The sequence below is a fragment of the Flavobacterium ranwuense genome (assembly GCF_004349315.1).
GTDB lineage: Bacteria > Bacteroidota > Bacteroidia > Flavobacteriales > Flavobacteriaceae > Flavobacterium > Flavobacterium ranwuense.
In genome coordinates this window covers 138,275-156,174 of sequence record NZ_SMLH01000002.1, presented here as the reverse complement: position 1 = coordinate 156,174, position 17,900 = coordinate 138,275, and the positions used below count along the sequence as shown (strand labels likewise).

General features: G+C 34.3%; 17 protein-coding genes. 7 read left to right on the top strand and 10 right to left on the bottom strand.

Going from position 1 to position 17,900, the window contains the following annotated elements; translation table 11 throughout:
• The first annotated feature begins 89 nt into the window (after positions 1 to 89).
• From E0I61_RS05235 to nadB, 4 genes are all read left to right on the top strand, one after another.
• Entirely contained in the window at positions 90 to 770 is a 681-nt protein-coding gene (locus E0I61_RS05235) for a Crp/Fnr family transcriptional regulator (protein WP_131996544.1), read from the top strand.
• Between the two features lie 102 nt (positions 771 to 872).
• Positions 873 to 2,681: a hypothetical protein gene (locus E0I61_RS05230; RefSeq protein WP_132069894.1), complete on the top strand. Its 1,809-nt coding sequence runs from the start codon at positions 873 to 875 to the stop codon at positions 2,679 to 2,681.
• 162 nt (positions 2,682 to 2,843) lie between these two features.
• The gene (gene nadA, locus E0I61_RS05225; RefSeq protein WP_132069892.1) at positions 2,844 to 3,773 is read left to right on the top strand and encodes a quinolinate synthase NadA; all 930 of its coding nucleotides are present in this window, start codon (positions 2,844 to 2,846) and stop codon (positions 3,771 to 3,773) included.
• Entirely contained in the window at positions 3,773 to 5,392 is a 1,620-nt protein-coding gene (nadB, locus tag E0I61_RS05220; RefSeq protein WP_132069890.1) for an L-aspartate oxidase, read from the top strand. The genes nadA and nadB overlap by 1 nt, the downstream gene beginning before the upstream one ends.
• On the opposite strand, the gene E0I61_RS05215 is transcribed toward nadB, so the two are convergent.
• From E0I61_RS05215 to E0I61_RS05205, 3 genes are all read right to left on the bottom strand, one after another.
• Positions 5,327 to 7,324 (bottom strand): TonB-copper family protein, encoded by a 1,998-nt coding sequence (locus E0I61_RS05215; protein WP_132069888.1) that lies wholly within the window; start codon positions 7,322 to 7,324, stop codon positions 5,327 to 5,329. The genes nadB and E0I61_RS05215 overlap by 66 nt on opposite strands.
• Positions 7,325 to 7,392: 68 nt before the next feature.
• Positions 7,393 to 8,244 (bottom strand): hypothetical protein, encoded by an 852-nt coding sequence (locus E0I61_RS05210; protein WP_132069886.1) that lies wholly within the window; start codon positions 8,242 to 8,244, stop codon positions 7,393 to 7,395.
• Positions 8,245 to 8,369: 125 nt separating this feature from the next.
• Positions 8,370 to 8,744, bottom strand: a complete 375-nt coding sequence (locus E0I61_RS05205) for a hypothetical protein (protein WP_235832067.1) — start codon at positions 8,742 to 8,744, stop codon at positions 8,370 to 8,372.
• Between the two features lie 147 nt (positions 8,745 to 8,891).
• Between E0I61_RS05205 and E0I61_RS05200 the strand changes: the two genes are divergently transcribed.
• The 3 genes from E0I61_RS05200 (at position 8,892) to E0I61_RS05190 (ending at position 11,339) form a co-directional block, all read left to right on the top strand.
• Positions 8,892 to 9,485, top strand: coding sequence for a Crp/Fnr family transcriptional regulator (locus E0I61_RS05200; RefSeq protein ID WP_132069884.1), 594 nt, complete (start codon positions 8,892 to 8,894; stop codon positions 9,483 to 9,485).
• Complete coding sequence (locus E0I61_RS05195; RefSeq protein ID WP_132069882.1) at positions 9,486 to 10,718, top strand: hypothetical protein; 1,233 nt, start codon at positions 9,486 to 9,488, stop codon at positions 10,716 to 10,718.
• 66 nt (positions 10,719 to 10,784) lie between these two features.
• Entirely contained in the window at positions 10,785 to 11,339 is a 555-nt protein-coding gene (locus E0I61_RS05190) for a fasciclin domain-containing protein (RefSeq protein WP_132069880.1), read from the top strand.
• A 75-nt stretch (positions 11,340 to 11,414) separates the two neighbouring features.
• On the opposite strand, the gene E0I61_RS05185 is transcribed toward E0I61_RS05190, so the two are convergent.
• The 7 genes from E0I61_RS05185 to nosZ all read right to left on the bottom strand — a co-directional run bounded on the left by E0I61_RS05185 (position 11,415) and on the right by nosZ (position 17,885).
• A complete protein-coding gene (locus E0I61_RS05185; protein WP_132069878.1) occupies positions 11,415 to 11,786 on the bottom strand; it encodes a group III truncated hemoglobin in 372 nt (123 codons plus the stop codon).
• Positions 11,787 to 11,795: 9 nt separating this feature from the next.
• On the bottom strand, positions 11,796 to 12,089 hold the full coding sequence (locus E0I61_RS05180) for a cupin domain-containing protein (protein ID WP_132069876.1): 294 nt from the start codon (positions 12,087 to 12,089) through the stop codon (positions 11,796 to 11,798).
• The gene (locus E0I61_RS05175) at positions 12,089 to 12,856 is read right to left on the bottom strand and encodes an ABC transporter permease subunit (RefSeq protein WP_132069874.1); all 768 of its coding nucleotides are present in this window, start codon (positions 12,854 to 12,856) and stop codon (positions 12,089 to 12,091) included. The genes E0I61_RS05180 and E0I61_RS05175 overlap by 1 nt, the downstream gene beginning before the upstream one ends.
• Entirely contained in the window at positions 12,849 to 13,562 is a 714-nt protein-coding gene (locus E0I61_RS05170; RefSeq protein WP_132069872.1) for an ABC transporter ATP-binding protein, read from the bottom strand. Before E0I61_RS05170 ends, E0I61_RS05175 begins: the two co-directional genes overlap by 8 nt.
• Positions 13,559 to 14,788 (bottom strand): nitrous oxide reductase family maturation protein NosD, encoded by a 1,230-nt coding sequence (locus E0I61_RS05165; RefSeq protein WP_132069870.1) that lies wholly within the window; start codon positions 14,786 to 14,788, stop codon positions 13,559 to 13,561. The genes E0I61_RS05170 and E0I61_RS05165 overlap by 4 nt, the downstream gene beginning before the upstream one ends.
• A gap of 36 nt (positions 14,789 to 14,824) precedes the next feature.
• Entirely contained in the window at positions 14,825 to 15,844 is a 1,020-nt protein-coding gene (locus E0I61_RS05160; protein WP_132069868.1) for a nitrous oxide reductase accessory protein NosL, read from the bottom strand.
• 61 nt (positions 15,845 to 15,905) lie between these two features.
• Positions 15,906 to 17,885 carry a Sec-dependent nitrous-oxide reductase gene (gene nosZ / locus E0I61_RS05155; RefSeq protein WP_132069866.1) on the bottom strand — a complete coding sequence of 660 codons (1,980 nt, stop codon included), beginning with the start codon at positions 17,883 to 17,885 and terminating at the stop codon, positions 15,906 to 15,908.
• Positions 17,886 to 17,900: the final 15 nt, after the last annotated feature.

Genomic DNA, 17,900 nt, shown 5'->3' with positions numbered 1-17,900 from the left:
GACAAAGGTTGTAAATAGAATAAGTTAAAAATATGACATTTGTCATATAAAAGTCTAAATTTGTTGGGTTATAAAATCCCCTTTCTATTATGAGTAAATGTGAACAATGTATTGTTAGAGAATTCAGCTCATTGAAAGCACTTACTAAAAATGAATTAGTACATCTTGCTGAATGTAAAACATCCCGCACTATAAAAAAAGGAGAAGTCATTTTCGAAGAAGGTGAAAATGTAAATGGAATTTTTTGCATAAAAGATGGTGTATGCAAACTAACCAAATTGAGTCCAAACGGTAAAGATCATATTGTAAAACTAGTTACAAAAGGTGAATTATTAGGACAACGCTCCATGATTAGTGATGAACCCGTGAATTTGAGTGCCGTTGCACTAGAAGATATGGAGGTTTGTTTTATTCCAAAAAGTGAAGTGATGAGTTTCTTCGACAAGAACAATCAGTTTTCGATGAATGTGATGAAAACAATTTGCGGAGATCTAAAAGAGGCCGATGATCTAATGGTAAATCTTGCCCAAAAAAATGTAAAAGACAGGCTCGCAGTTACTCTACTTTATTTGCAGGATACTTTTGGGAAAAATGAAGATAATAGTTTAAAAGTCCAACTTTCAAGAGACGAGTTGGCAAGCATGATTGGCACAGCCACCGAAAGCTGCATTCGTTTGTTATCTGAATTCAAGAAATTAGGTCTAATAGAATTGTCAGGGAAAAAAATTATTTTAAAGGATATCAGCCAATTAAAAAAAATGACGGTCTAAGCTTTTGAGAAACGCGCTTCATAAAAGCATGATAAATATCATTTTTTGAAATAACCGCATTACATAATTTTGTCATTTGTTAAAATAATTATATTTAATAACATGACAACAGTACAAAAATCACAACACACTTTCCATATTCCTGTAATGGGTCTATCCTATACGATAGACAGTCCGATAAGAGTGGCAAAGTATGGGATTTCTTCCGTAATTTCAATTATTGATGATGAGCTAATTGAAAAGATGAATGCTTTTTACAGCAAACAATTTAACCTCCCATACCAAGAAATAACACAAAAAATACATGATTACCGTGCAAAACGTGTAACATCTTATTTGAATCTGGTAGATAAAATCGTAAAAGAAAAATTCAAAAATTTCAAAACGGAATTGTGCGAAAGCAAAACCGCTTTAGAAGAGTATATTGCGATGTTACCTAACAAATCGGAAATTAAGCAAAAATTACAAGATTTATTGGACAATGGGTATGCCCTTAAAGACAATGTTATCAATTTCATCGAAGAAAATCTTTATCCTGGTGAAATTGATGTAAATATCATGACTAAAATCGATAAAGACAATTTTAATAAAAATGAACAATTACCAATAGAGTTCAACGATGCCCATGCCTCTTTACGTGGTTTTGCTAACAGTACACTAACTTCATCGGTAGTGCTTTCGGCGGGGATGAATCCAAGATTGTATAGTTATTTTGAAAAATTTGACGCTTTTTTTCCAGATGCTTCCAATACCTTAAAAAAGAAAATCATATTAAAAGTTAGCGATTATCGTTCGGCAATGATTCAAGGCAATTTCTTTGCAAAAAAAGGACTTTGGGTTTCTGAATATCGAATTGAATCCGGTTTGAATTGTGGAGGCCACGCTTTTGCAACAGATGGGCTTTTGTTGGGGCCAATCATGGAGGAATTCAAACAAAAGAAGGACGAACTAATTCAAGCAGCACACACTTTGATGGTGAAAGCGTTAGAGCAAAAAGGAATGCATGTTCCCAATACTCCATTGAATTTAAAAATCACCGTGCAAGGCGGCGTTGGAACTGCCGAAGAACATGAATTTTTATTAAACCATTATCAGGTTGACTCCGTGGGCTGGGGTTCTCCTTTTTTATTGGTTCCAGAGGCTACATCAGTAGATGATGCTACCCGAAAATTATTGGCAAATGCTAAAGAAGATGATTTTTACACGAGTCACATTTCCCCTTTGGGCGTCCCTTTTAATACCGTAAAGGGAACAACAAACGAAATATTGAAACAACAACGTATTAATAAGAATAAAGCTGGAAGCTCTTGTCCTAAAAAGTTTTTAGCTTTAAACAAAGAATATTCCAATAAAGGAATGTGTATGGCATCTAAAAAATATCAAGATATTAAGTTAGGCGAATTAAACCAACAAAAAGATAGTATCTCCGAAGCTGATTTTAATAATGCAAAGGGAAAAATTACCGAAAAAGCGTGTCTCTGTGTCGGTTTGGCCAATGCTTCTTTGATAGAAAATAACATACAACTAAAAGGAGAAGTACAAGGCGTGATTGTTTGTCCCGGACCTAATTTGGCTTATTTTGATCGAGTAGTGTCTTTATCGGATATGGTAAAACATATCTATGGAAATATTTCCATAATAAATACAGCTCGTCCAAATGTATTCATAAAAGAATTACAGATGTATGTGGCTTATTTCAAAGAACAAATAGCAACTGCCTCGTCCGAAATTTCTGTTGCGCAATTAAAAAAACTACACACATTTAAAGAGAATTTAATAGCCGGAATAGAATATTATAAAAAATTATTATCGGAAAATGACTTTTTTGAACAAACAAAAAATGAAATTCAAAGTCAACTGGAATTTCATAGCAACATGTTAAATGCGATTCCAATTCCTGTAAAGAATTAGTCTTTTAAACGAGGTTATCTTTTTTAAACCATTTACAATTCAGGAACCCTAATTTCAAACAATTCGGTTTTAAAAAAATTGCAGTTGCTTTTGAAACATGGCTTATTAATTCCGCTGTTCAGGAGAATACATGATAAATGATGTTTTCTTAAAAATGAAAAAATGAAAAACCTTAAAGAACGAATACTGAAATTGAAAAAAGAAAAAAATGCAGTTATTTTAGCTCATTATTATCAGGAAGCAGCTATTCAGGATGTAGCAGATTATGTGGGAGATAGTTTGGGATTGTCGATAGAAGCCATGAAAGCAGACGCGGATATTATTCTTTTTGCCGGTGTACATTTTATGGCTGAAACCGCAAAAATTTTAAACCCAACCAAAAAAGTGATTCTGCCCGATTTAAAAGCAGGTTGCTCTCTGGCAGAATCCTGTCCTCCTGATTTATTTCAGAAATTTATTGACCAGCAACCCGATCATATTGTCATTACCTACGTAAATTGTTCTGCCGAGATTAAAGCATTAAGCGATATTGTTTGTACGTCATCTAATGCGGTAAAAATCGTAGAATCGGTGCCAAAAGGCAGGCCAATTATTTTTGCTCCCGATAAGAATTTAGGAAAATATATCATCAATAAAACAGGTCGTGATATGTTACTCTGGGACGGCTCCTGTGTCGTGCATGAAGCTTTTTCGCTGGATAAATTAATAGAAGTACATAAACTACATCCCGATGCTAAAATCATTGCGCATCCCGAATCTGAAACACATATTCTGGAAACCGCTAGTTACATAGGTTCGACAGCCGGAATGATTGATTACGTGAAAACAAACCCAAACAACAAATTTATTGTTGCTACCGAAGCGGGAATCCTTCACAAAATGCAACAGGAAGTTCCAAATAAAACACTGATTCCGGCGCCATCACAAGAAGATAACACCTGTGCTTGCAGTGAATGTGGCTATATGAAAATGAATACCTTACAAAAAGTATATGACTGTTTGCTTAATGAAACCCCCGAAATTATTGTTCCGCAATACATTAGAGAAAAAGCACTGCTTCCTATTGAACGAATGCTAGAATTATCTAAATAATGATTACTACAAATTACTTAATCATCGGTTCAGGAGTTGCCGGATTGACTTTTGCCATAAAAATCGCAGATCGTTTTCCCGACAAAAAAGTGACTATTGTAACCAAGTCAAATGCGGATGAATCGAACACTAAATATGCTCAAGGCGGAATTGCCATTGTTACAGATGAAACAGAGGATTCGTATCAAAAACACATAGAAGACACCCTAATCTGCGGCGATGGTTTGTGTGATGTTCAAGTCGTTGAAATGGTCATTACCGAAGGCCCAAAACGATTGAAAGAACTTATAGCATGGGGCGCTGAATTTGACAAAACTGCCAAAGGAAATTTTGATTTGGGCAAAGAAGGCGGACATTCCCAGAACAGGGTTGTACACCATAAAGACCAAACTGGCCATGAAATTGAACGTGCAATTTTAGACCAAGTACATCAAAAAGAAAACATTACCGTTTTAGACCATCATTTTGCATTGGATCTGATTACAGAAAATAATCAGTGTCTGGGAGCCTTTGTTTTAAATCAAAAAACGAATGAAATTATCACATTCCAATCTGATTTTACGTTGCTTGCCACTGGAGGAATTGGACATCTTTACGGACACACCACCAATCCAATAATTGCGACAGGCGATGGAATTGCGATGGCTTTTCGAGCGAATGCCAACATTAAAGACATGGAATTCATTCAATTTCATCCTACCGCGTTATATGATATTTCTATTGGATCGAAGTTTTTAATTTCGGAGGCAGTACGCGGTTTTGGAGCGTATTTACGCACCAAAAAAGGCAATCGGTTTATGCTTGATTATGATGACAGAGCCGAATTGGCTTCCCGGGATATCGTTTCCCAAAGTATCGATTTGGAGCTTAAAAAAACGGGGAATGATTGCGTCTATTTAGATTGCACTCACTTAGATTTAGAGCCGTTTATAAAACATTTTCCGATGATTTACGAGCACTGCAAAAAGACTGGAATAGACATTACAAAAGATTGGATTCCCGTGGTTCCCGCACAACATTATCTCTGTGGCGGAATTGTAGTTGATAAAAATGGAAAAACATCCATAGAAAATCTATTTGCTTGTGGCGAATGTTCCCGTACAGGCCTGCATGGCGCCAATCGACTAGCGTCCAACTCCTTGCTGGAAGCTTTGGTCTATTCAGACAAAATTTATAACTATTTAGCAGAAACTCCTTTCGAAAACATCCTTTTCATCAGTTCAATTTCTGATTGGGAATTAGAACCAAAACCTAAAATAAATCCAGATTACATTACTAAGATCAAAACCGAATTGCAATTTTTAATGCGCCAAAATGCCGGAATTGTGCGTTTTGATGTTGATTTGCGTAAAGCAAAAGAACAATTGATGCAATGGCAAGACAAATTGGAAACCATAAGTAAAAACAACCAAATCAGTATTCAGTTGTACGAATTGTGTAATATGATTACTATTGGAAATTTAATCGTGCAACAATCTATCGAAAGGGACCAAAATTGCGGTGGTTTTCTGAAGTTTGCACCCAGTTATAATTATAGAAAAAAAATTAAACGATTAATACCCAAAATTAATATTCAAAAAGAAATTTCTTCCTTTTCTGGGGATATTGTTCCAATCTGAAAAAGTGGAATAATTAGTGTCCAATATATTTTCAATACCCGCTCTAATATTCCATTTACTTTTTTCAATAGTAAACGAATAACTCGAAGCAAGGTTTAAAATCGCATAATCTGGCGTCCTGTCTTCGCCATAAAAAGGGCTGAACTGGGTTTGCGTAGCATTGCCCTGAACCATAATTTCGGTGGAAAATTTATTCACTTTGTAATTTAATGACGCTGAATATCGCAACGGACTTATAAATGGCAAATTTCTCTTTTCAAAGTCCTTTCCGTAATTGTAAACTAACTGGCCCTTCCCTTTCAAATTGTCAGTAATTTGGTATTCAATATTCAAATCTGCGTTGAAAACTGTGGCATACTCTAGTGCCGTATACATTTTTACACCGCTGGCGCCAATAGTCATTGGAATAAAAGTTGGGTCTGGTTTTCCGACAATAAAATCGGAAATATGAAAATAAGAAGACGTTATTTTAGCGCTCATTTTTTTTTTCGCATATCCCAAAGAAACGTTTCCTTCAACTGATTTTTCGTTTTTTAATTCCGGATTTCCAATATAATCATATCGGTCAAAACTATTAAACAAATAAAACCCGTATCCTTCTGAAACCGAAGATGCCCGCTCCCCATACGCTAAACCGAAACCATACTCAAAACCATTTTTGTTGTGAAAATAATTAGATGAAATACTTTTTAAAATTCGGTTTTTGCTATCTTTCATATTGGGATAGAAAATCTGTAAACTTTCTAAACCCAACTGATTGGCAACTTTATTGAAATGATTTGCCAGGCTAGCAGAAAATTTCAAATTGGAATACGGATTCAAAACTACATTGTCTTCTAAAAACAATCCTCCATACCAAGTCCTCACATCTGGCCAAGTAAACATAAACATCACATTTTCGTTCGGATTGCTCGGATACATGGTCATTTCGGCAATGGAACGATTATAAAAAGAATTCAAATCCGCCATAAAATTATGGTTTTTAAAAACCCCTTTTACTTTCGAATAAAATCCATAAGTATCACTCCAACCGGGCATATCCATGTGAATGGGAACCAAAGGTCGTTTTGTGTCATCCATTCTATGCGTAACGGTATTGTAATATATTTTGGTTTCCCAATTTTTTATTTTCGACAATCTTGGAGCATATTCAAATTTCAAGGAAGTTATTAAGGCTTCCGCCAAAGAAACATCCATTGGAAGTGCCGGATAACCAACATCGGTTGCTTTATCATAGATCAGCGATGCTTCTATAAGTTTATTTTTATTGAATAGAAAACCAGAAGTTGTGGAAACATTAAATTTTTTGAATTGTGAAAATAAAACTTCCTGATTGTTTCCAGAAGTATAATTCTCGGCATCCCGATACATAAAGTCGGTATTCACATAAAACAAACTATCGACATAATTAATCGCAGTTCCAATGATTTTCTGTTTGCTATTGGTTTCAAAACCGGTATTTACAGCAGTTTCCCAGCCTAAATCAGTAAATATGCTTCGATTTCTTTTTAAATCAATAGCACCGCCAATCGTTGCTCCATGACAACCGCCTTGTTGCCCGGATTTTATGGTTGCTTCCGATAAATTAGAAATTTCAACATAGGAAGTTATGGGATCCATTTTATCGGTACAAGCGCCAAAAATGCGCATTCCGTCTATGGTTATTAATGTTCTTTCGGTTGCCATACTATTAATGATTGGCTCCCAAGCATAACCGCCTTTTTTAATCATTTCGACTTTACTGGACTGTTGCAAATATTCGTCAATAGTGGCTAATGGTTTAGGTTGTTTTTGATATAATTGCGCTTTTTTACCAATTACAATAACTTCGTTTAGGATTTTAGGAACAATGGTGTCTTTAGATTGTTCTTGGGCAGAAAGTGAGATTGCGGCAATAAATTGTAACAATAAAAGAAATACTGTCTTTTTCATAATGAAATAGTTTAAAAAAAGGCCACAAATAAATTCTTGACCTTTTCGATTTAAGAAAATAAATATTTCTAGAATTCTACTTCAAAGTAAATACTGCTTGTAGTAACTGCGTCTGTAATTGCTTCGCCTTTTAAAACTTCGTTAGCGGTATTCAAAAGCTGTAAGTTAATTTTCCAATAACCGGTCATGGTTAACGATAATTTCCCATGGTACAATTTATCGGAAACAGACTGTGCTAAATCAACATTATTAGGAGACCCATGATTTCCCATGCTCGGCATTCTCGGGTCAATTTTAACTTTAAAATCATCCACAACCGGGAACACCTTCATAGATTGCATTTTAAAAACACCAACAGTCATCTCGTTTGTAGCTACTTTTGGATTTGTTGGTTCAATTAATGCCAAAAGATATTTTGTCCCATCCGTTCCTGTAAAAGTAGTCACTCTCTTTTTGGTAGAAGCTGGAACACTAATTTGGTTATTTGCGGTATATGCAGCACCATTAATAGTATAATTTATGGTTAGAGTCCAATGTTCCATGGTGTTTTCGGCCATTTGAAAAACAATATAGCCATTGTGTAAAGTTTCTTTTCCTGTAGTTTTTGTAACTGCCGAAAACGGGCAAGCATGCGACATTGTTGTCATTTGCATTAATGGCGCCCATGCGATTGCCACATTTTTTTCGTACTCGTTAGTTGTTTTGTTTTTGATTCTCAAAGAAATTGCGTTATGTCCCTGCTGCAAAGTTCCTGTAGGAGAATAAAGTTCTACAATGTGGGTATCATTTGTGATTTCTTGTATTTTATTTAATCCTTCTAATTCATTTGTTACAATTGTTGGATTTTCATCATTTGAACAGGAAGAAAAAGCTAAAGCCATAGCTATTACAGCTATTGTATTTTTTAATGGAAATTTCATTTTGTGTTTTTATTAAAGTTTATAGGGAATCTGCTTGAGAAGATTTTATCTTTCAAACATTTGAAACCATAAGGTCTCCTCCATTTGAAAAAATCAAATGAAAACGCACACTTTCATGTAAAAATTTAAGAAATAACTGTGGGTGGATGAAAAACAGAGCAACTAATCCTGTGAGAATATAAATTAGAATAGTTGCTATTTGCTTTTTTAGTATTCTGAAAATAAGCAGGCAAAACTTTAAACGAATTAATTTCTTGAAAAAATAAAACTTCAACTTCTTGCGAGGCCATTTTCTTATTGGAAGAAATTGGGCTGTCGTTTTCGGAAGTTTTTGTCAGTTCTTTCATTAAATGACATTTTCCGTTGCATTGCAATTTTGGTTTGTCTTTATTAACGCAAAGTTCTTTTGAAATATAATCATATCTAACAGCATATTCTATAACCGGAAATATTGGTTTTAGAAGTATGAGTAACGCTATTATGAGTATTGCTTTTTTCACAAAGCAAAGATAGAACCACATCTACCAGAGTTTATATGACTTATATCATATTTTCATCATCTTTATAGTAATTACTTTGTATTTAATTATTTGTATTTGGAATGTCGTTCGCAAAAAACGGTACTAATTCAAAATCAGTTATTTTTTATGCAGATCGATTTAGATTTACTTTTCACTTGGGGCGCTGTAGCCAAAAAATACAAAAAAAATGAACTCATTTTTGATGAAGATGAAGTGGCGCATTTTTATTACCAAGTTATTGACGGAAGTGTGAGAATGTTTAATTCTAATGACGAAGGGAAAGAGTTTACGCAAGGTCTTTTTTGTATAGGAGAGAGTTTTGGAGAACCACCATTGTTTATTGACCAGCCCTATCCATCAAAAGCGATTGCCATCCTGGACAGTACTATTATAAAGTTATCTAAGGACAAATTCTTAAAAATTCTTGACGAATATCCGTCCATTCAAAAATCTTTTATGATTTTACTGGCCAACAAAATTCATTCTAAATCAAACTCTTCAAAAGAGATTATAAATCAAAAACCCGAGTTTAGAATTGCGGCTTTTTTAAATACTCACAAGAAAAAATCGGAATGCTGTAACGAAAAAGTATTAATTCCTTACACGCGCCAGGAAATCGCAAATTTTACAGGTTTGAGAGTAGAAACAGTCATTCGTGTTTTATGCAAGATGAATACTTGTGAGAAACTAGAAATCGTCAATCATAAAATATATTATTAAATGAAATTAAATGTGAATTTTTGGCTAAAACTATCTTTGCTGAATCTATGTATTGTTGCCGCACTAGGCGTTTTGATGCGCTATAAAATTGGTTTTGAATTTCCTTATTTAGACCAAAAACATCTTCAACATTCCCATTCGCATTTTGCTTTTTCTGGTTGGATAAGCCATACTCTGATGACTTTAATGGTCTATTATCTTCAAAACAAAACAGCTGATTTTCAAGTAAACAAATACCGGAAAATAATTATTGCCAACTTGATTATTTCATATGTAATGCTAATCTCTTTTATTATTGAAGGCTACGGACTTTTTTCTATAACAGCCTCTACAGCTTCAATTATAATTTCTTATATTTTTGGCTATTCTTACATTAAAGATTTAAGAAAAATTGATCACGATTTATTATCCATAAACTGGTTTAAAGCGGCTATTGTATTCAATATTATCTCCTCATTCGGCACATTTTACTTGGCTTATATGATGGCGAGTAAGAACATTGTTCAAGATTACTATTTGTCTTCTATCTATTATTTTCTTCATTTTCAATACAACGGCTGGTTTTTCTTTGCCTGTATGGGGTTGCTTTTTGGATTTTTAAACCTAAAAAAGACCGAGAATTCCTTTTATGAAACGGCATTCAAACTGTTTGCACTTTCCTGTATTCCTGCTTATTTTTTATCCACGTTGTGGCTGGATTTACCCGTTTGGCTTTATGTAATTACTGTAATTGCGGCAATAGTTCAGGTTTTGACCTGGTTTAAACTTCTTTTTATTTTAATACAAACCAGAAAAGATTTTTTGAAAAACTTCTCGCCATTATTGCGTTACATTTTATTATTTGTAAATCTTGCTTTAAGTATCAAATTAGTACTTCAATTGGGATCAACCATTCCTGTCTTGAGTGATTTGACTTTCGGTTTTAGGCCAATTGTAATTGCTTATCTTCACCTGGTTTTACTGGCAGTAATCACCCTGTTTTTACTGTTCTACATCTACGCTAGTCATTTAATTTTTATTAGTAAAAGAATAAAAATTGGATTGCTCCTGTTCACTTTTGGAGTTTTATTAAATGAAATTGCATTAGCCGTTCAAGGAGTTGCATCGTTTAGTTACACTATAATACCTTATGTAAATGAACTTCTTTTTGCTGTAGCAATAATTTTGCTTTTCGGGATAGGATTTACTGCGTATTACTCCATAAAAAAAGTTGAAAACAACCCTCCTTTATGATTATACTCATAAAATAAAACGCTTATAATTAAGTACTTTGATAAACAAAACCTAAGTATTTTTATTATGAAAAAATCTATTCAAGTATTATTAGTCGCTAGTTTCTTTACCGCCTTTAGCTGTAAACAAAATAGCGAAGTTCCCTCTGAAAAAACTACAGAAAACACTTCAACCGAAAGTGTTGGACAATCTGCAGTAAAAGACGAATCGTCGAGTCCAAACATCGTTCAAACTGCTTCCGGAAGCAAAGATCACACTACTCTTGTAACGGCAGTAAAAGCAGCCGGATTAGTCGATGTTTTAAGCAATGCAGGTCCATTTACCGTTTTTGCACCAACAAATGCTGCCTTTGACAAACTCCCGGCTGGTACAGTTGAAGGATTGTTAAAACCAGAGAAAAAAGACGATTTGAAAAACATACTAGAATACCATACTTATGTTGGCGCCTTAAAAACAGAATACATGCAGGATGGCCAAGAGTTTGAACAAGTGAATGGCGGTAAAATAAAAATCACTAAAAAAGGGGACAAAGTCTTTGTGAATGGCTCCGAAATTGTCGTTACAATCCCAACATCAAATGGGATTATTCATGTAATAAATGATGTAATACTTCCAAAATAATTATTAATTCGTATTACTAAATTGAAAAAGCGTAAACTAATTTAGTTTGCGCTTTTTTTTTGTGTGAGCTCTTTTTTAACCTAATGTTTTATACATCATGGCCATTGCAATATTCGCCGCTCTTTGTTTAATTTCTTCTGCTTTTTCTCCGATAAATAATTCATCAACCGTTTCATTAAACAAGGCATTCCAATTCTGAAAATGAGCTTCGGTCATTGTACTTTTTTGATGTAATTCCTTGTGTTTAGCCATAGGATTTCCGATAAAATCACCTGTAGAAAATATAATATTTTCCCAGAAATCATACATTTTAGGCAAATGTTTTTCCCAATTTACTTTGGCTACATCATTAAAAAAATAACCAATTTTTGTATCGATTTTTATTTTGTCATAAAAGGCATTTATTAGTTTTTCAATATCTGATCGGTTCTTTATATCTGTTTTCATTTGGAGATTTTATCCTTTAAACAATAAACACAAACTGTCTTCGATGGCTTCAACTGAATGAAGAACTGCTACCGGAATATTTTTTTCATCGTATAAAAAGAGTTCTTCTTGTTGACTTTGCTCTTTATAGATCACGCTTCCTTTTACCACCAATAATTTGGCGGAAACATCAGTCTTATGCTCTTTGAGTATCATTCCTTTTTTGAAAGCGATAACCATCACTTTACCGCAAGAGGTATTCTGTACTACTTGTGCTACCGGATTTACTGCATTTTCTAACTTCTGGAAAATTTCTTTAAACATTATAAATCTTTGTTTTTAAATTTTATTAGTGAAATGAAAAACGGGACAACTACCCATAAACATAATAGTAGAAATGAAATTAACAATCCCAATGAAGTACCGAAAAAATCCTTGAAAATAGCTCCTGTATATCCCATCATCGCTGATGCGTCAAGCTGCAATAGAATTTGAATTCGGGCTAAATCAATTGGACTTAACGCCGTAACGGCAACCATTGCTTTTTCTATGGGATAATCCGAAAATTGGAACAATAAAAACAATACAATTCCATCAAAAAGCAAAGCAAAATACAACCAGCTCATTATGGCAATTCCGATTCCTTTTGATTTATCTCTTGTAAGAATAGAGCTCAAGAACGCCAAAGCCACAAAAACCAGAGAAATCAAACATCCTACAATCAGCATCATTATCCCAACGGAATCAGGCGCATAAACCAATAGCGGTATTCCTGCACCGATAAAAAATGCCAAAACCATTGACAAAGATAATCCAAGAAACAAACTCAACCATATCTTTTTTCGTTTGATCGGCTGGCTCAACAAAAGTTCTATAAACTCTGAACTATTGTATAAATAGATTGTCGCAAAAAGAATGGAAACTAATGGAACGGTAAATAAAATTATGCTCAAAATGGTAAGCAATCCTTTGGCAGAATTGTCTTCTAGCCCAAAGGAACTCCATGAAAGTATGCCTAAAATGATAGTGTAAGCCAATACAATTTTGTTTTTTAAAATGTCTAAAAATATAATTCTTATAATTCTATTCATTGCTTTGGCTTTTTAGAATTTTTGCAATTGCTTTGGATATTCTCTCTTCATTTGTTGATTGCAATAAATCAGCAATCGTTTTATGAAAATATACTTTTCCGTCTTGCATGAAAATAATCTGCGTAACCATATCGTCTAATTCGCTTAAAAGATGGGACGTAATCAAAATGAGTTTGCCTTTTACTTTCTCTTTTATAATTTTATCTTTCAATATTTCTGACGCCAAAGGATCTAAACCAGCTGTTGGTTCATCTAAAATGAGCACATCGGGATTAAACAAAAAAGCTAGTGTAGCGCTCACTTTTTGGGTTGTTCCGCCAGAAAGTGTCCGCATTTGCTTGTCGAATATTTTTTCGAGTCCAAATCCCTTCAATAAATCTTCGTCTAAAGTCTGGTTCGAATTTCGAATCTTTTTAATCATTTCAATGATTTGACCAATAGTCATATAATCCGGATAACGCCCAATTTGGGGCATATATCCTATTTGTTCCCGATACAGATACTCTTTTAGAATAGACTTTTGATTAAACAAAACATCGCCTTTAGTAGGGATTACCATTCCTAAAATACTTTTTATCAAAGTCGTTTTTCCACAACCATTAGGTCCAATTAGCGCAATGCATTCTCCTTTTTTGAAAGTAAGATTTACATCGCTTAAAACTTCTAATTTTCCGAATTTTTTGTTTAAATTTTTTATTTCAATCATAAAGGTAAAGAATGCATTAAAGGCGAATTATCAACGAAATTATCGGGAGTAATACTAGGCAAAATCCTTTCTGATTTATCTAGAAGTGTAATCATAAAACTCCGAAAAAGCAACATGGCCGAAGGATTTCTTTCGGTAAGCACGGCAAATAAACTCAAGGGATGAAACGGGACATCTCCCACTCCATTTTTGTCTAAATCATAACCTTCATATTTATCCCAATAATTATTATTGAATGTATTGAGGACCAAACTCCCATTGGTACTTATATCAAAAGTATTCCCTAAAAAATTATTGTTTTTTATTACATTATCGGAGCAGCTTGCCAGGATTTTCATTCCCCAACCATTGGCTTTAAAAACATTTTTTTCAACTTGAATTCTGTTGGTTCCTTCCATGTGAATTCCTGACGTATTTTTGCTGAATTTGTTCCCAATAATGTAACTGTCCGAGATTTCTTTAAGGAACAATCCGTAGGCAGCATCGCCCCAGTTTTCTTCAAAAAAATTATTGAACATCTTCACGTTTTTGGTAAACATTACGGCAACACCGGCTCCATTATTCTTAAAGATATTGGAAATGTAAGCATCATCATTGGAAAACATAAAATGCAGTCCGTAGCGAACATTTCTGGTCGAAATATTTCTCCAGATTACCGAGTTGGTTACAAATTCAAAATAAATCCCATCCCGATGCCCCGAAATAGTGTTCCCAATAATTTGCAGGCTATCACTTTTCCAGCAATGAATTCCGTTTCCTATACTTTGTTCTTCTTTTCCATAAGCAGTAAGTCTATTGTTTTTGATGATACAGTGGCTTCCATTTTGAATATAAATTCCAAAGAAATTATCATCCAAAACATTGTTTTGGATGACAACATAATTCTTGTTGTACACTTTTATTCCGCAAGGATCTTCGAGTGTAGCATAACCCGATTTTATAACTTTAAAACCATCAACAACCACGCTGTCGGCTTTTATGGAAAGCACTTCATATTTTTTTTGGCCGTCTAAAACAGGTACGTTTTTACCCAGAAAGACAATTCTTTTATTGATGATTATATTTCCTTCTTTATACAATCCTTTATAAACCATTACCGTATCACCAGCTTTGGCTAAAGCAATGGCTTTTTTAATTGATTTTATAGGCTTGTTGTGGCCTACTTCGATCACATTGGCGTGAAGTAAAGAAGAAAAAAACAAACAGATATAGAGTACTATTTTCATTATTTCTTGTTGAAAATTGTATTAATAATAATGCCTTTATTTTTTTAAAATAGCATCCCAGGTAATGAGTTTGGCGTTAAATTTAATACCGAATTCCTTAGCTTTTTTTTCTGATGAAAAAGCAATAATCCCTCCTCTCATTGGACTCTGAATTGTACTTCCTGAAATGAAATGAGCCGTTGAAGCGGGAATTAAAACATTATCTTGAGAAAAATCATGAACGTAATACGAACTGATTTTTGTGTTTGAATTTTCTTTACAATAATTCGTCATGCACATAATATCGTCAAATTTATAAGTTCTTCCTTTTTGAGTTAGCACTTCTGCTCCATATTTGCCGTCAGCAATGCTCATTTTACAAAAATCACAATTGTCCACATTCAATTTTATGGGAACCGCTTTGGTATTATTCGAACAGGACAAAAAGGACAAAGACAAAAAGAATAACAGAACTGTTGCTGTTTTAGGTTTTTTAAATTTTTGCAAAAGATTGGATTCTTTAATAACAATAATAAACAGTAAAAATCCTGATGCAATCAACAGCCATCCGCCAATATCAGGAATAGAATACGCACCAAAATTAAGTAGCTGCTTGTATCCTATTAATGGTGGTTGATAGGACATTCCGGGCACTTGTATCGCCGCATTTGGATCTAAATTATGTCCGTATTCATAATTCCATCTGTAAAAATCGACAGCTGCTAAAACTCCAAAAAGAACAAGTGAAATGAATAAAACATAAAGTGCTTTTTTCTTTGCAATAATTGTTGTTGCCAAAGCAAAAAGTGCAAAAAATATAAATATATAGGGTAATACTGTAAACTCAACAAAATCTTCTTTATGTAGGGTTTTCATTCCTATATAATGATTTAATCCATTGATAATATCAACATCCCCGGCAATTTTATTGGCATGTAATTTAAGTACTAATCCTTCCGGATATTGTGGTGCAGATAACTCAATTCGCCACATTGGAACAAAAATAGAAGACACCAATAGCACCATCACTAACAAAAGTACGCCTTTTGAAAGTGTTGAAATTTTTGAATTGTTCATGATTGTTGATTTAAAAAAGGGAACAAAATAATAGTGTTCCCTTTTTATTTAAGATTTATAATTACTTGGTGGCGGGTAGATTTGTTCCCAAACTAAAAGTTAACGGAACGCTGCTTCCAGCTGGAGATACTCTGACATATCCTTGCATTTCCTGGTGCAATGCACTACAGAAATCAGTGCAATAGAATGGGAAAATTCCAACTTTTTTAGGGACCCATTTTAAAGTGGCCGTTTCTCCTGGCATGATCAAAAGTTCTGCATTATCAGCCCCTTTTATGGCAAATCCATGGGGAACATCCCAATCTTGCTCTAAATTAGTAACATGGAAATAGACTTCGTCACCCAATTTTATTCCTTCAATATTATCAGAGGCAAAGTGAGAACGGATGGAAGTCATGTATACATCTATTCTATTCCCTTTTCTAACTACTTTTGCTTCTTTCTCTCCTTTGGCAACATAAGGGTGATTGTTTTCTTCAATTTTATAAAATTTCAACTGACCATTGTTTCTGATTAAATCAGCTGGAGCAGATTGAGCATAATGTGGTTCTCCAATAGTTGGATAATCCAACAAAAGTTTCATTTTATCACCACTAATATCAAACAATTGTGCGCTTTGAGCTAATTCCGGTCCAGTTGGCAGGTATCTGTCTTTGGTGATTTTATTATAAATTACCATGTATTTACCAAATGGTTTTTTACTGTCTCCACCAGGAATAGAAAGGTGTCCAGGAGAATAATAAGTTGGTGCACGATCTAAAACCTTCAATGTTTTAATATCCCATTTCACCACTTCTGAAGAAACAAAGAAAGTCGTATAGGCATTTCCTTTTCCGTCAAATTCAGTGTGCAATGGTCCTAAACCTGGTTTTTTAACTTCACCATGTAAAGCGGCTTCATATTTAATGACCGGAATTCCTTCATAATTGCCATCAAATTGTTTAGCTGCAATCGCTTTTTGCATTTTATCAAAACTAAATACAGGAATTAAAGCCGCCAATTTTCCACTACCTACAATATATTCGCCCGTAGGATCAACATCACAACCATGAGGCGATTTAGGACATGGAATCATGTAACAAATATCTTTCAACTCTTTTGAATCAAGCACCAAAACTGAAGTTCTAATTTCTGATTTTGCGGTATGCGTTTTTTCATCCCAAGTATTGTGAGCATATTTTACAGCTACTTTTTTACCTTTACCCGCTTTAATATATTCTTCGGCTTTTTTCCAGTTTACTGCCATGATAAAATCTTTGTCTTTTTGTGAAGCATTCACTTCAAGCAAAGTATTGGCCTGTTCCGTATTATAGCAAGAGAAGAAAAACCAGCCATGAGATTTGCCTTTTCCAGCGTGGCTTAAATCAAAGTTTACACCAGGGGCTTCTATTTGGAAAGCAATATCCATTTGACCTGCTGCACCAACTTTTACAAAGCTTAAATAGCCTTTAAAGTTTTTCTTATACGTATTAATAGGAACATCCCCATTAGCATTGTCTGGAGGAACACTAAAACGGGTTCCTGCTACTACATATTCCGTGTTTTCGGTAATAAATGGAGAGGAGTGATTTCCTGCACTGTTTGGCAACTCTATAATCTCTACCGTTTTGAACGTTTTTAAATCAACACGTGCAATTCTGGGCGTGTTATTGGCATTGGCAAAAATCCAACGACCATCCACTTCACCATTGGTTTGAGACATGTCTAAATGGTGTTGGTCATCCCAAGGCACAAATCCATTTGAAGTATTCAGCATGGGCTTTGTTTCCTCACTGTACCCATAACCACTTTGGGGATCTACGGAAAAAATAGGAACAACCCTCAACAGTCGTGCGCTAGGCAAACCATACACACTCATTTGTCCGCTAAAACCTCCTGAAACAAAATTATAAAATTCGTCATATTTACCTGGAGCAACGTATACTTTTTGCGCAGCATCACCGCTTACGGCGTCACTGGAATCTTTTGGCTTACAAGAACTAAAGAAAGCGCTTACCAATACAAAAGCAAAGATTGCTTTTGAAAATTTATTTTTACTCATAATTTCTATTGTTGT